The organism is Variovorax sp. P5_A3, assembly GCF_056400665.1.
The window spans coordinates 18,522-32,051 of record NZ_JBFUKW010000009.1 but is presented as its reverse complement, the minus strand read 5'-3'; the positions used below and the strand labels follow the sequence as shown (position 1 = coordinate 32,051).

Below are 13,530 nucleotides of genomic sequence, written 5' to 3'. Positions count from 1 at the left end.
CTCAGTCCCCTCCGAACACGGGCTTGCGCTTGGCCGCGAAGGCCTCGTAGGCGCGCTTGAAATCCTCCGTCTGCATGCAGATCGCTTGCGCCTGTGCTTCGGCCTCGATGGCCTGGTCGATGGTCATGGACCATTCCTGCGACAGCATGGTCTTGGTCATGCCGTGGGCGAAGCTCGGGCCCTCCGCAAGATCGCGTGCGGTCGCGGTGGCGGCGGCAAGCAGCGCATCGCTCTCGTGCAATGCGTTGAAGAATCCCCAGGCATGCCCTTCCTGAGCCGTCATCGCGCGGCCGGTGAAAAGCAACTCGGACGCGCGGCCCTGCCCGATCGTTCGGGGCAGCAACGCGCAGGCGCCCATGTCGGCACCGGCCAGCCCGACGCGCGTGAACAGGAATGCTGTGCGGGTCGCCGGGGTTCCGTAGCGAAGGTCGCAGGCCAGCGCGATCATCGCGCCCGCGCCGGCACAGACGCCATCGATCGCTCCGACGATGGGCTGCGGACAATGGCGGATCGCCTTCACCAGATCGCCCGTCATGCGCGTGAACTCCAGCAGTTCGGGCATGCGCATCTTCGTCAGGGGGCCGATGATTTCATGCACGTCTCCACCGGAGCAGAAGTTACCCCCGGCACCCGTGACGACGATCGCCTTGACGTCGGTGGCAAAGCTCAGTGCGCGGAACAGGTCGCGCAGTTCGGCATACGAATCGAAGGTCAGGGGGTTCTTGCGCTCGGGCCGGTTCAGCGTGACCGTGCCGACGCCAGCGTCGAACGACCACGAAAAATGCTCGGCCTTGTATCCGGACTTGGGTTCGAACTGTGCGCGCATAGGGCTGTCCGCGCCGATGTAGTGCTTCATAGAGTCTCCGCCATTTGCTGATGTGAGTGTTGCTTGACCTTGCCGAGCAGCTTGTGCAGCTGGCTGATCTCCTTGGGGTTCAGTGCCGAGAAGGCGTCGCAGATCCACGCCTCGTGTTGCTCCGCCATGTCGTTGAAGAGCTTGCGACCGCGCGCCGTGAGGCGCACGCGCCATGCCCGGCGGTCGCCTGCGACATCCACCCGCTCCACCAGGCCTTCGGTCACAAGCTGATCGGTGATGCCGGTGACGTTGCCGCCGGTGACCATCATGCGGCGCGACAGCTCGTTCATCTTCAGCCCGTCGGGCGAACGCTCCAGTTGCGACATGAGGTCGAAACGAGGCAGGGTCGTGGCGAACTGCTCGCGCAATTCGTTGCGTACCTGCTTCTCGATCAATTGGGTACAGGTCAGCAGGCGCAGCCAGAGCCGGAGCTCGTCGGGATGTTCGCTGTGCGCTCGAGCTTCGAGGTCCATGCTATTGCTCCTCTTCGGGCACGCGTGGCGCTGCCGCCATCGCCGCTGCGAGTTGCTGCTGCTTGGCAATCTCGCGGTACATCTGGTCGCGGCCGCTCAGGTATTGCTTGGGCCAGTCGACGTCGCGGTTTTGCAGCTTGGCCGCTTCGTGCAGCGTCCACGCCGGGTCGGCCAAGTGTGGGCGCGCGACAGCGCACAGGTCGGCACGCCCCGCAGCGATGATGCTGTTGGCCTGGTCGGCATCTGTGATGGCGCCGACAGCGATTGTCGAGATGCCGACCTCATTGCGGATTCGGTCCGCGAAAGGCGTCTGGTACATGCGTCCGTACACCGGCTTCGCGGCGCGCGTGGTCTGGCCGGACGAGACATCGATGAAGTCGCAACCCGCGTCCTTGAAGGCGCGTGCCACCACCACCGCGTCGGCGTCGGTATTGCCGCCAGGCGCCCAGTCGTGGGCCGAGATACGGACGCTCATCGGACGATCGGCAGGCCACACGGCGCGCATGGCGCGGAAGACCTCGAGCGGGTAGCGGCAGCGGTTGTCGATGTCGCCGCCGTACTCGTCGGTGCGCAAGTTGGTCAGCGGGCTGATGAAGGACGACAGCAGGTAGCCGTGCGCGCAATGCAACTCGAGCCAGTCGAATCCGGCCTCGGCGGCACGCCGGGTGGATTCGACGAACTGGTCGCGCAGCAGGTCCATGTCGGCGCGCGTCATCTGAGCAGGCAACTGGTTCTGCTCACCATAGGGAAGCGCACTGGCGGCCAACAGCGGCCAGTTGCCTTCCGGCAGTGGCTCGTCCGTGCCTTCCCAGCCGACCTGCGTGGAGCCCTTGGGTCCGCTGTGGCCGAGTTGAATGCCGATCTTCGCGCTCGACTGCGAGTGCACGAAGTCGACGATGCGCTTGAACGCCGCAGACTGCGCGTCGTTGTAGAGCCCCGTGCAGGCCGGCGTGATGCGGCCCTCAGGCGTCGGGCTGGTCATCTCGACGAACACCATGGCCGCGCCGCCGAGTGCGCGCGCGCCGAGATGCACGAGCAGGAAGTCCTGCGGCACGCCATCGACCGCGCTGTAGGTCGCCATCGGCGACACGACGATGCGATTCTTGAGCGTCAGGCCGCGCACGGTGAGCGGCATCAGCATCGGAGGCAAGGGCTTGCCGCCCGACAGCCACTGCTCGTACCCGCCCAGCCATGCCGTGTCGCGCAGACGCAGGTTTTCGTGGCTGATGCGCTGCGAACGCGTGAGCAGCGAGTAGGCGAACTGCTCGATCTCCATGCCGGTGTAGCGCTGCACGTTCTCGAACCACTCCGTGGAGTTGCGCGCTGCGTTCTGGATCTTGAGCACCTCGACGCTGCGTCGCGCCTCGTAGCCCTCGAGCACATGGTCGATGTCGCCGCCGCCGGCGAACTCGTTGGCCAGGTCGATCGCATCTTCGAGGGCGAGCTTGGTGCCGGAACCGATGGAAAAGTGCGCCGTATGCGCCGCATCGCCCATCAGCACGACTGGCACCGTCTTGCCGTTCACGCTGACGCGGTGTGTCCAGTGCTTGCAGACCACGCGCGGGAAGCGGATCCAGTTGGCCGAACCCCGCAGATGCGTGGCATTGCTGATCAGCGAATGACCATCGAGGTACTTCGCGAAGAGTTTCTCGCAGAAGGCGATCGCCTCCGGCTGCTCCATCTTGTCGAGGCCGTGCGCCTGCCAGACCGCCTCGGGCGTCTCGATGATGAAGGTCGACGTCTTGTCGTCGAACTGGTAGGCATGGGCCTGGAACCAGCCGTGCTCGGTCTTCTCGAAGGCGAAGGTGAAGGCGTCGAAAGTCTGGTTCGTGCCGAGCCAGACGAAGCGGCATTGCCGCAGGTCGATATCGGGCTCGAACACTTCCGCATAGCGCTGGCGGATGCGGCTGTTGAGGCCGTCGGAGGCAATCACCAGGTCGGCGTTGTACTCCGCGGCCAGCGCCTGGTCGTCCGTGGCGTCCGTCTCGAACACGAGGTTGACGCCGAGCGCGAGACAACGCTCCTGCAGGATATTGAGCAGCCGCTTGCGCCCGATGCCGCAAAAGCCGTGGCCGCCCGATCGCACCTGCCCGCCCTTGAAGAACACCTGGATGTCATCCCAGTGGTGGAACTCCCGGCCGATGATGTCCGCCGTGCCAGGGTCGGCCGCGGCGAGGTTGGCGAGGGTCTGATCGCTCAGCACCACGCCCCAGCCGAAGGTGTCGAAGGGGCGATTGCGCTCGATCACCGTGATTTCGAGGCTCGGCTGCCGCGCTTTCATCAACAACGCGAAGTACAGCCCTGCCGGGCCGCCGCCGATGCACAAGACGCGCTGAAGGTTCGGGGTGAAGCTATTCATGGATAAATAGTTTAGACATAAACAATCTGATGTCAACCCTGGAGACCCCGGGGAGGCTCGCGGAGGCCAGTTGACGTGGCTGCTTGCGCATGGCAAAAATCAATCCCATGCAAAGCCTGATTCCGAAGATCGAGTCCCAGCTTTCTTCACTGTCCGTGCCCATCACGCTGCAATTGCCAGACGGCCGGCAGGTTGCGAAGCCCGGGTCACGCGTGACACTCGCTTTCAACGAATGGTCGGTCCTCGCCAAGCTGGCGGGGCGACAGATCGGCGCCATCGGCGAGGCCTACGTCGAGGGCCGCGTGCAGATCGAGGGCGCCATGCGCGACCTCATCGACGCGGCCGTCGGCCTGCTGCCCGGCAATCCGGCCGAGACCAACACCGGATGGTGGAGCCGCCTGCAGCGCCGCGCCAAGTCCCGCGGATCGCATTCCCTCGGCAAGGACGCAGCCCAGATCGAGTTCCACTACGATGTCTCCGACGACTTCTATGCGCTGTGGCTCGATCCGCGGCGGGTCTACTCGTGCGCCTATTTCCGCGAGCTGGACATGACGCTGGGGCAGGCGCAGGAAGCCAAGCTCGACCACATCTGCCGCAAGCTCATGCTGAAGCCGGGCGAGCGCTATCTCGACATCGGTTCAGGTTGGGGGGCGCTCCTGATGTGGGCCGCCGAGCACTATGGGGTTGATGCGACCGGCATCACCCTGTCGAAGAACCAGCACGCCCACGTACAGCGGCTGATCGAAGAGAAAGGGCTTCAGGGCCGCGTGCGCGTCGAACTGCGCGACTACCGCCAGCTCGACAACGACAGGCCCTTCGACAAGATTTCGTCGGTCGGCATGTTCGAGCACGTCGGCAGCGCCAACATGCCGACCTACTTCCGCAAGATTCATTCGCTGCTGGCACCCGGTGGCCTGGTCATGAATCACGGCATCACGTCGGGCCAACTCGATTACCAGCAGCTCGGGGCCGGCATGGGGGACTTCATCGAGAAGTACATCTTCCCGGGCGGCGAACTCCTGCATGTCACCCACGTCCTGCGCGAGACCGCGGCCGCCGGCCTCGAGATGGTGGACACCGAGAACCTGCGGCCGCACTATGCCCGCACTTTGTGGGCCTGGTCCGACTCGCTCGAGTCTGAGCTCGACGCCGCGCGTGAGGTGCTTCAGCGCGCTGGCGGCCGGCAAGGCGCGAACGCGGAGCGCATCCTGCGCGCATACCGGCTCTACCTCGCCGGGTCCGCGATGAGCTTCGAACAGGGCTGGATCTCGCTGCACCAGATGCTCGCCACGAAGCCGGATGGCGAAGTCGACCGCCGGCCGCTGCGTGGCTCACAATCGGAGTACCCTTTTGTTCGCGACTACATCTACAAGTGAGTGAGGCACCATGCTGTATCGATTTCAATCTCGGGCGACTCCCCCCTTCGTCATGCTCGAGGTGCATGCGCGCCAGCTGTTCGACATCATCGGCAAGACGCCGGCGCCCAAGGGTGTCATCACCGGCGAGCAGATGCCCGCTGCCATTGCCGCCCTGGAAGCTGCAATGGCCAACGAGAGCCGCAATGCGCACAACGCGGATTCCTATGCGGTCGAGGGCCACGACGAGGACGCCGAGAAACAGCACATCGGCCTGCGCCAGCGCGCCGCGCCGCTCCTTCACATGCTCAAGGACTCCCTGGCTGACGGCAAGGACGTGGTCTGGGAGGTCTAGCTCACCCCCAGGCTTGCTCACTTCGTGTAGCCGCCCACCCCCTGCAGGGGGCGCCGCGAGCGGACCGGCGGAGCCGGTTCCGCCGCGGCTCACGAATTCGGTTGCGGCCTTAGTCGACTTTTGCGCCGGAGGCTCTCACTACCTTTGCCCACTTGGTGTGCTCGCTGTCGATCAGCTTGGCGAACTCGGCGGGGGTGTTGCCGCTGGGGATGGCGCCTTGGGCCACCATCTTTTCCTTGAGGGCGGGTGTGCCGAGGGCCTTCGCGACTTCCTGTTGGATGCGGTTGATGATGTCCGGCGAGGTGCCGGCCGGGGCCAGGAGGCCGAACCACGAACTGGCCTCGTAGCCCTTCAGGGCCGGGCCGCCGACTTCTTCGACCGTCGGGACGTCGGGCAGCGCGGGTGAACGCTGCGAACTGGTCACGGCCAGCGCCTTGAGCTTGCCGCCCTTGATCTGCTGCATCGACGATGGGAGGTTGTCGAACATCACATCGGCATTGCCGCCTACCAGGTCCAGCAGCGCCGGGCCCGATCCCCGGTAGGGGATGTGCGTCATGTAGCTGCCGGTCATGGTCTTGAAGAGCTCGCCGGCCAGGTGGATCGAGGTGCCGCTGCCGCTCGATGCCATGTTGAGCTTGCCCGGGTTGGCCTTGGCGTACTTCACGAAGTCGGCGACGTTGTTGATGTTGAGTGCCTTGGCCTTGTCGACGTTCATCTCCATCACGTTCGGGACGGCGGCGACCAGCGTGATCGGCGCGAAGTCCTTGATTGGGTCGAAGGGAAGCTTCGGGTACAGCGCGCGGTTGATGCCGTGCGTACCCACTGTCCCCATCAGCAGCGTGTAGCCGTCGTTGGGCGACTTCGCCACGATCTCGGCGCCCACGTTGCCGCCGGCGCCCGCACGGTTGTCGACGATGAACTGCTGGCCGAATGCCTTGGACAGTTCAGGCGCGACAGCGCGCGCCAGGATGTCGGTCGTGCCGCCCGGCGCGAAGGGCACGACGATGCGCACCGGCTTGGTCGGCCACGTCGACTGCGCTGCCACCGGTCCCGCGGCAATGGTCAGTACGGCCATTGCAGCCAGGGTCAGTGCGGTGCGGCGGCGAAAGGGGATGGGGAGGGTCATGCTCGGATTCCTGTGGATGAGGGAGCGCCGGTCTGCGTCGGCGCGGTGCTCCTGTTTTTACAGGCGAAGCGGAAGCCGCGTCGCGGGTGAAAACCCCGGGCGGCCCGGCCTCAGGCCAGGGTGCCCGATTCGACAGTCCCGGAGACCGACGCGATCAGCTTGTCGAGCGTGGCATTCATCGCGCGGAGTTCATCGGCCGCGACGCCCGCGAAGAGTTCGGCCTCGCGTTCGCGCGCCTGGGCACTGACGATCGCGTAGAGATCCTTGCCGATGCTGCTCAGGTAGAGCCTGCTGCGGCGCAGGTCGGTCGGATCTTCATGACGGTGCAGCCGCTTGTGCCGCTGGAGACCCGCCAGCGCGCGGCTGACCGCCATCTTGTCCAGCCCGGTGAGGTCCGCGACCTGCGTGGCCGTAAGGCCCGGCCGAGCGCCGAGCGCGGCCATCGTCCGCCACTCGTTGAGCGTGAGCTGGTGCTGCTCGCCCACCCGCTGCTGGAAGGGCCGCGCCGTCAGGTTGACGACGCGGACCAGCTTGAAGAAGACCGAATCCTCCAGTCCCGTGCTCATCCCGACAGCGCCTTCGCGGCTTTCACGATCTGTTCGGCGCTCACGCGCGATTGCGCCTCCAGGACTGGCGCGTAGCCGACAGGAATGCGCGGTGCGCCGAGTCGTTTGACGCGGCAGCCGGTGGCCTCGGCGGCTGTCGCGGCGATCTCCGCGCCGAAGCCGGCGGCCTGCACCGCCTCGTGAACCACCAGCAAGCGGCCGGTACGGCCGCAGGAAGCGAGCACCGCCTCGCGGTCCCAGGGCCACAGTGTCCGCAGGTCGATCAGGTCGACCGCGATGCCCTCGGCCGCGAGCACGCCGCAGGCGGCGATGCAGGTATGCATCTGCTTTCCCCAGCTCACCAGCGTGAGTGCGTCACCCCGGCATACATGGGCGGCCTTGCCGAGTGGCACCGCCACGCCTTCATCCACCTCGCCGCGCACCCCCCATAGCGTCTTGTGCTCGATGTAGACCACCGGGTCGCCGCACTGCAGCGCCGCTCGCAGCATCGAATAGTTGTCCTGGGGTGTTGATGGGCATGCGACCACCACGCCCGGCAGGTGCGCGAACCATGCTTCGAGCGACTGCGAGTGCTGGGCCGCCGAGGCGTCCCAGATGCCGCCGGGCATGCGGGCCACGAGCGGCACGCGGCCCTGGCCGCCGAACATGAAACGGTTCTTGGCGGCCTGGTTCACGAGTTCGTCCATTCCGCAGAGCGCGAAGTCGACCACGCGCATCTCGACCACCGGCCGCAAGCCCGCCAGCGCCATGCCGACGCCGGCCCCCATGATCGCGGCTTCGGAGATCGGCGTGTCGATCACGCGATCGGGGCCGAAGGTCTGCTGCAGGCCCTTGTACTGGCCGAAGATGCCGCCCCGGCCGACGTCTTCACCCAGCACGACCACCTTGGCGTCGGCTTCCATCTCCCGGCGCACCGCCATCACGGCGGCCTCGGCGTAGCTGAGTTCTTGCACGGTGATCAGTGCAGGCACGCCGCCTCCGGCCATGTCGCTCTTCATATCCATTGGCCCGCTCCCGTGGTTTGCACATCGGTGTAGGCGGTGCTGGCCTCGGGCCATGGTGCGGCATCGGCCGCCGCCAGTGCGGCATCGACTTCCGCATGCGCCTCGTTCTCGATTGCTTCGAGCGCTGCGGCACTGACGCCCTCGGCCAGCAGTCGGGCGCGTGCGTGTGCGATCGGATCGGTTTCGAGCGCCGCGGCCAGTTCGGCCGGATCTCGGTATGCCGCCGGGTCGACCGACACATGACCCTTCACGCGGTAGGTGAGGGCATGCAACAGGCGCGGCCCGCTGCCGGCGCGCACTTCCGCGACCAGCCTGCCGGCCGCAGCATGCACTGCGAACACGTCGTTGCCGTCGACCTGCGTCGACGCAATGTCCATGGCCTCGGCGCGCGCCGAGGCACCGTCCCCGGCCGTCATCGGGCCGCTCGCGGTGGTGGCGCTCCAGCGGTTGTCCTCGCAGACGAACAGCACCGGCAGCCCGTACACGCGGGCCCAGTTGAGCGATTCGAGAAAGGGTCCGCGGTTGATCGCGCCATCGCCGAAGAAGCAGACCGTGATCGCATCCTTCTTCAGCAGTTTCTGTGCGTGCGCCGCGCCGACCGCGATCGGCAGGCCGGCGGCGACCACGCCGTTCGCACCCAGCATCCCGACCGAGAAGTCGGCGATGTGCATCGAGCCGCCCTTGCCGCCGTTGAAGCCCGTGGCCTTGCCAAAGAGCTCGCCCATCATCCGGCCCAGGTCCGCACCCTTGGCAAGCGTGTGGCCGTGCCCGCGATGGGTGGAGGTGAGGTAATCCACCCGTGTCAGATGGGCGCACACGCCGGCCGGCACCGCCTCCTGGCCGGTCGAAAGGTGCAGCGGGCCGCGCACCTTGGCGCCACCGGCGGCTTGCTGGCCATAGGCGCTCACGCCGCCCTGGCTCGCGGTCTCGGCGGCGTTCTCGAAAGCGCGGATGCGCACCATCGTGCGATAGAGCGCCGCAAGCGCATCCGTTGAATTGTCAAACTTCATGTCGTCTCCAGCACGCGCACGGCGTGCGTTCGGAGCGAAATCGTATCGACTGTGACCAATCCTGATGTAGCGCATTTACCCGCAGGGAATGTCCCGATGCCGTTTTCCGCTGAGCGCTGCGATAGTTAGTTTGGCACTCGAACTAATTCGAGCCAACGAATCATCACAAGCTGGAGACCTGCACATGAAGCTCGCACGCACCCTGACCACCCTGGCCTTCGGCCTGACTGCCATCGGCGCCTGCGCGCAAACCGTGGTGGGGGTGAGTTGGTCCAACTTCCAGGAAGAACGCTGGAAGACCGACGAAGCCGCGATCAAGGCGCAACTCGAAAAACTGGGCGCCAAGTACATCAGCGCCGACGCCGGAGGCTCGCCCGAAAAGCAGCTCGGCGACATCGAGGGACTGATGAGCAAGGGCGCCAAGGCGCTGATCGTGCTGGCCATGGACAAGGACGCGATCCTGCCCGCCGTCAACAAGGCGATGAAGCAGAAGGTGCCGGTGGTCGCGTACGACCGCCTGATCGAAACGCCCGGCGTCTTCTACATCACCTTCGACAATGTCGAGGTCGGCCGCATGCAGGCGCGTGCGGTCTACAAGGTCCAGCCCAAGGGCAACTACGTGATGATCAAGGGCTCGCCGACCGACCCGAACGCCAATTTCCTGCGCGCCGGCCAGCAGGAGGTGATCGCCGACGCGGTGAAGAAGGGCGACATCAAGATCGTCGGCGACGAATACACCGACGGCTGGAAGCCCGAGGTGGCGCAGAAGAACATGGAGCAGATCCTCACCAAGGTCGGCAACAAGGTCGATGCCGTGGTGGCGGCGAACGATGGCACCGCGGGCGGCGCGGTGGCGGCGCTTTCGGCCAAGGGCATCCGCGGCATCCCCGTGTCGGGGCAGGACGCCGACTTCGCGGCACTCAACCGCGTCGCGCTCGGCACGCAGACCGTCACCGTGTGGAAGGACTCGCGCGAACTCGGCCGCGAAGCCGCCTCCGCTGCGGTCGCGCTGGCACAAGGCAAGCCGGCGGACAAGGCGGCCAACTGGAGCGGCGGCGAAAAGAAGATTGCGATCTCCTCGCGCTTCCTGACGCCGGTGCCGATCACGCGCGACAACCTCGATGTCGTCGTCAAGGAAGGCTGGATCAAGAAGGACGAACTCTGCAAGGGCGTAGCGAGCGACAAGGCCCCGTCCGCCTGCAAGTGACACGATGAGTTCCCCAGGGTTGTGGCGCCGCACGGGCGTCGACCTCCGGCTGCTGCTCATGTGCGTGCTGCTGGTGGTGATGGCGATCGTGTTCCACATGATGTCGGGCGGCGTGTTCCTGTCGCCCGAGAACCTCTACAACATCGCGCAGCAGACGGCGGTGGTGGGGATCGTGTCGACCGTGATGGTGCTGATCATCGTCGCGCGCCACATCGACCTGTCGGTCGGCTCGGTGATGGGCTTCGTCGGCGTCCTGGTCGCGTACCTGCAATACACCTCGGGATGGTCGTGGCCGGCGGCGAGCCTCGCGGGGCTGGCCGTGGCGCTGCTGGTGTCGCTCTACCAGGGCGGACTCACCGCGGTGCTCGGCGTGCCGTCGTTCGTGGTGACGCTCGGCGGCCTCATGTCCTTTCGCGGTGCCGCCTTCCTGGTGGCCGACGGCAAGACGCAACCGGTCAACGACGAGTTCTTCCAGCGCCTGGGTGGCGGCTACGACGGCGGCATCGGCACCACGGCGACGTGGGCGCTGGCGACCTTCGTCGGCATCGTGTTGTTCGCACGGATGCTGCAGAAGCGCCGCTCGCGGCAGCGCCACGACATGCCGGTCGAGCCCCTGTGGCTGGATCTGTTGCTGACGGCCGTTCCGGTCATCGTCGTCTTCGCCTTCGCGGCGACCATGAACAACTACCAGATCTCGTCCAAGACGGAAGCACAGGGCATGCCGATCCCGGTGCTGATCTGGGCCGTGGTGGCGGTGGTGCTGTCGTTCATCGTGCACCGCACGCGCTTCGGGCGCTACGTGTTCGCGATGGGCGGCAATCCCGATGCGGCTGCGCTGGTCGGCATCCCCGTCAAGCGCGTGACGCTGATGCTGTTCGCGCTGCTGGCCGTGCTGGTGACCATTGCCGCGATCGTCTCCATCGCGCGGCTCAACGCCGGCACCAATTCGCTGGGCAGCGGCATGGAGCTCTACGTGATCGCCGCGGCGGTGATCGGGGGCACCGCGCTCGCGGGCGGCAGTGGTTCGATCTTCGGTTCGGTGCTCGGCGCGCTGATCATGCAGTCGCTCGACAGCGGCATGCTGCTGCTGGACGTGCCGATCGGCAAGCGCATGGTGATCATCGGGCAGGTCCTCATCATCGCGGTCGTCTTCGACGTGCTCTACCGCAAGCGCTTCGGGGAGAACTAGATGAGCACCAACCCACCCCTGGTCGAACTGCGCGACATCCACAAGGCCTTCGGCGGCGTGAAGGCCGTCGACGGCGTCAGCGTCAACCTCTATCCTGGCGAAGTGGTCGCGCTGCTCGGCCACAACGGTGCGGGCAAGTCGACGCTGATGAAGATGCTCGCGGGCGCCTACCCCATCGACGCCGGCGAGACGCTCATCGCGGGCGAGAAGGTCCAGATCCGCACGCCCTCCGAAGCACAGGCGCAAGGCATCGAGACCATCTACCAGACGCTCGCGCTGGCCGACAACCTCGATTCGGTCGCCAACCTGTTCCTCGGCCGCGAAAAGCTCACGCCATGGCGCACGCTCGACGACCATTTCATGGAAGGCCAGGCGCGCAAGGTGTTCCAGCGCCTCAACAAGAACTTCACCAACATCCGCGTGCCGGTGCGCCGGTTGTCTGGCGGGCAGCGCCAGGTGGTGGCGATCTCACGGGCGCTGTACTTCAACGCGCGCATCCTGATCATGGACGAACCTTGCGCCGCGCTCGGCCCGGAAGAGACGGCCATGGTCGGCGCGCTGGTGCGGCAGCTCAAGGCCGACGGCGTCGGCATCTTCCTGATCACGCACGACATGCCGGACGTGTTCGGACTGAGCGACCGCCTCGCCGTCATGAAGAACGGCCGCCTCGTCGGCACCTATCGAACGGACGACGTGACCGAGGACGAAGTGCTCGGAATGATCATTGCCGGCAAACGGCCCGAGGGAAAGGAGCAGGCACCGCGGTGACCAGGCGAGTCAGTCCAGGAATGCCGCGGAACCGGCTTTGCCGGTCCGCAGGCATTGCCCCCTGCAAGGGGGTGGGCGGCCACACGAAGTGGGCAAGCCTGGGGGTGGGTCCATGATCGGCGACCAGCAACTGGTTCGACGCATCAACCGCAGCGTGCTGCTGCGACTTTTGCGTGCGCAGCCAGGGCTGTCGCGCGCGCGGTTGGCGGCCGAAAGCGGGCTCACCAAATCCACGGTGAGTCTTCTCGTGCGCGAGTTGCTCGACGACGGCTGGCTCGACGAGGCCGGCGCACCGGTTGCCGACGGGCTCGGTCGGCCTTCGACGCCGCTTCGGATCAACGTCGGCGTGCGCGCGTTGATCGGCGTGGAGATCGCCATCGAGGTCGTGCGCGTCGTGAGCGTGTCGCTGCAGGGCGATGTGCTCTATTCCGAGGCGCAGCCGCTCGGCAATCACGCGCCCGCCGTGGTGTGCGCTCAGGTCGCGAGGATGGTGGCCGCCGCGCACCGGCACCTGCTCGCCTCGGGCCTCAGCCTTTCCGGCATCGGCGTCGGCATTCCCGGTGCGGTGCACGATGCGACTGGGGTGGTGCGCTTCGCGCCCAACCTCGGTTGGCGCAACGTCAGCCTGCTCCCCGGGCTTGTGGATGCACTCGCGGCCGAGGGCGTAGCGGGCACCACCGTGCAACTCCAGAACGACGCCGACGCGGCTGCACTGTGCGAATTCGAGTTCTCGGACGGCGAAGGCGAAGACCCATTGATCTACGTGAGTTGCGACGTCGGCGTCGGTGCTGGCATCGTGCTGAACGACCGGCTCTTCGTCGGCGCGCAAGGCATGGCCGGCGAGATTGGCCACACGGTGCTGCAGATCGATGGGCCGCGCTGTTCCTGCGGAAGGCGTGGTTGCGCCGAAGTCTTTCTCGGTTCGCGCGTGCTCGACCGCGAGGCCGGCGACCTGCGCCGTGCCGCCGGCTACCTCGGCGTTCTGCTCCAGAACCTGTGGGTCACCTTCGAGCCTCGCGCGATCGTGGTCGGCGGCAAGTCGTGCCAGGCGCATCCGGAGTTCCTGCGCCTGGCGATCGAGGCGGTCGGGCGCTACGCGGAAAGTGCCGGCATGCCACCGCCGGTCGTGCGTGGCGTGCGCTATGGCGAATGGGCGCCCGCGGTCGGCGCGGCAGCGCTCGCGCTGCACGAATACCTGCGGCCTCTGCATCCGACCGCGGAAGCGAGGCGCGAGCGCGCGGCGGCCGATTCGGCCGTGTAGT

At 66.4% G+C, this 13,530-nt stretch carries 13 protein-coding genes; 6 read left to right on the top strand and 7 right to left on the bottom strand.

What is annotated here, in order from left to right; genetic code table 11:
• Position 1: 1 nt before the first annotated feature.
• The 3 genes from AC1D3B_RS15875 to AC1D3B_RS15865 are packed head-to-tail and all read right to left on the bottom strand — an operon-like array spanning position 2 to position 3,688.
• Positions 2–856: an enoyl-CoA hydratase family protein gene (locus AC1D3B_RS15875; RefSeq protein WP_478191634.1), complete on the bottom strand. Its 855-nt coding sequence runs from the start codon at positions 854–856 to the stop codon at positions 2–4.
• On the bottom strand, positions 853–1,329 hold the full coding sequence (locus AC1D3B_RS15870) for a MarR family winged helix-turn-helix transcriptional regulator (RefSeq protein WP_478191633.1): 477 nt from the start codon (positions 1,327–1,329) through the stop codon (positions 853–855). Before AC1D3B_RS15870 ends, AC1D3B_RS15875 begins: the two co-directional genes overlap by 4 nt.
• Before the next feature lies 1 nt (position 1,330).
• A complete protein-coding gene (locus AC1D3B_RS15865; protein WP_478191632.1) occupies positions 1,331–3,688 on the bottom strand; it encodes a bifunctional salicylyl-CoA 5-hydroxylase/oxidoreductase in 2,358 nt (785 codons plus the stop codon).
• A 107-nt stretch (positions 3,689–3,795) separates the two neighbouring features.
• Between AC1D3B_RS15865 and AC1D3B_RS15860 the strand changes: the two genes are divergently transcribed.
• Complete coding sequence (locus AC1D3B_RS15860) at positions 3,796–5,064, top strand: class I SAM-dependent methyltransferase (protein WP_478191799.1); 1,269 nt, start codon at positions 3,796–3,798, stop codon at positions 5,062–5,064.
• A gap of 52 nt (positions 5,065–5,116) precedes the next feature.
• Complete coding sequence (locus AC1D3B_RS15855) at positions 5,117–5,398, top strand: DUF1840 family protein (RefSeq protein WP_478191631.1); 282 nt, start codon at positions 5,117–5,119, stop codon at positions 5,396–5,398.
• A 109-nt stretch (positions 5,399–5,507) separates the two neighbouring features.
• On the opposite strand, the gene AC1D3B_RS15850 is transcribed toward AC1D3B_RS15855, so the two are convergent.
• From AC1D3B_RS15850 to AC1D3B_RS15835, 4 genes are all read right to left on the bottom strand, one after another.
• The gene (locus AC1D3B_RS15850; protein WP_478191798.1) at positions 5,508–6,473 is read right to left on the bottom strand and encodes a Bug family tripartite tricarboxylate transporter substrate binding protein; all 966 of its coding nucleotides are present in this window, start codon (positions 6,471–6,473) and stop codon (positions 5,508–5,510) included.
• A gap of 161 nt (positions 6,474–6,634) precedes the next feature.
• Complete coding sequence (locus AC1D3B_RS15845; protein ID WP_478191630.1) at positions 6,635–7,090, bottom strand: MarR family winged helix-turn-helix transcriptional regulator; 456 nt, start codon at positions 7,088–7,090, stop codon at positions 6,635–6,637.
• Positions 7,087–8,094 (bottom strand): alpha-ketoacid dehydrogenase subunit beta, encoded by a 1,008-nt coding sequence (locus AC1D3B_RS15840; RefSeq protein ID WP_478191629.1) that lies wholly within the window; start codon positions 8,092–8,094, stop codon positions 7,087–7,089. Before AC1D3B_RS15840 ends, AC1D3B_RS15845 begins: the two co-directional genes overlap by 4 nt.
• Entirely contained in the window at positions 8,085–9,104 is a 1,020-nt protein-coding gene (locus AC1D3B_RS15835; RefSeq protein WP_478191628.1) for a thiamine pyrophosphate-dependent dehydrogenase E1 component subunit alpha, read from the bottom strand. The genes AC1D3B_RS15840 and AC1D3B_RS15835 overlap by 10 nt, the downstream gene beginning before the upstream one ends.
• A 184-nt stretch (positions 9,105–9,288) precedes the next feature.
• Between AC1D3B_RS15835 and xylF the strand changes: the two genes are divergently transcribed.
• The 4 genes from xylF to AC1D3B_RS15815 all read left to right on the top strand — a co-directional run bounded on the left by xylF (position 9,289) and on the right by AC1D3B_RS15815 (position 13,529).
• Complete coding sequence (gene xylF / locus AC1D3B_RS15830; protein WP_478191627.1) at positions 9,289–10,311, top strand: D-xylose ABC transporter substrate-binding protein; 1,023 nt, start codon at positions 9,289–9,291, stop codon at positions 10,309–10,311.
• A gap of 4 nt (positions 10,312–10,315) precedes the next feature.
• Complete coding sequence (locus tag AC1D3B_RS15825) at positions 10,316–11,500, top strand: sugar ABC transporter permease (protein ID WP_478191626.1); 1,185 nt, start codon at positions 10,316–10,318, stop codon at positions 11,498–11,500.
• Positions 11,501–12,268 carry an ATP-binding cassette domain-containing protein gene (locus tag AC1D3B_RS15820; protein WP_478191625.1) on the top strand — a complete coding sequence of 256 codons (768 nt, stop codon included), beginning with the start codon at positions 11,501–11,503 and terminating at the stop codon, positions 12,266–12,268. It begins immediately after the preceding gene.
• 112 nt (positions 12,269–12,380) lie between these two features.
• On the top strand, positions 12,381–13,529 hold the full coding sequence (locus AC1D3B_RS15815) for an ROK family transcriptional regulator (RefSeq protein WP_478191624.1): 1,149 nt from the start codon (positions 12,381–12,383) through the stop codon (positions 13,527–13,529).
• Position 13,530: the final 1 nt, after the last annotated feature.

Bases quoted from the DNA above. Each gene is read 5' to 3' on its own strand.
- AC1D3B_RS15875 (WP_478191634.1), bottom strand. From the start codon at position 856: ATGAAGCACTACATCGGCGCGGACAGCCCTATGCGCGCACAGTTCGAA.
- AC1D3B_RS15870 (WP_478191633.1), bottom strand. From the start codon at position 1,329: ATGGACCTCGAAGCTCGAGCGCACAGCGAACATCCCGACGAGCTCCGG.
- AC1D3B_RS15865 (WP_478191632.1), bottom strand. From the start codon at position 3,688: ATGAATAGCTTCACCCCGAACCTTCAGCGCGTCTTGTGCATCGGCGGC.
- AC1D3B_RS15860 (WP_478191799.1), top strand. From the start codon at position 3,796: ATGCAAAGCCTGATTCCGAAGATCGAGTCCCAGCTTTCTTCACTGTCC.
- AC1D3B_RS15855 (WP_478191631.1), top strand. From the start codon at position 5,117: ATGCTCGAGGTGCATGCGCGCCAGCTGTTCGACATCATCGGCAAGACG.
- AC1D3B_RS15850 (WP_478191798.1), bottom strand. From the start codon at position 6,473: ATGGCCGTACTGACCATTGCCGCGGGACCGGTGGCAGCGCAGTCGACG.
- AC1D3B_RS15845 (WP_478191630.1), bottom strand. From the start codon at position 7,090: ATGAGCACGGGACTGGAGGATTCGGTCTTCTTCAAGCTGGTCCGCGTC.
- AC1D3B_RS15840 (WP_478191629.1), bottom strand. From the start codon at position 8,094: ATGGATATGAAGAGCGACATGGCCGGAGGCGGCGTGCCTGCACTGATC.
- AC1D3B_RS15835 (WP_478191628.1), bottom strand. From the start codon at position 9,104: ATGAAGTTTGACAATTCAACGGATGCGCTTGCGGCGCTCTATCGCACG.
- xylF (WP_478191627.1), top strand. From the start codon at position 9,289: ATGAAGCTCGCACGCACCCTGACCACCCTGGCCTTCGGCCTGACTGCC.
- AC1D3B_RS15825 (WP_478191626.1), top strand. From the start codon at position 10,316: ATGAGTTCCCCAGGGTTGTGGCGCCGCACGGGCGTCGACCTCCGGCTG.
- AC1D3B_RS15820 (WP_478191625.1), top strand. From the start codon at position 11,501: ATGAGCACCAACCCACCCCTGGTCGAACTGCGCGACATCCACAAGGCC.
- AC1D3B_RS15815 (WP_478191624.1), top strand. From the start codon at position 12,381: ATGATCGGCGACCAGCAACTGGTTCGACGCATCAACCGCAGCGTGCTG.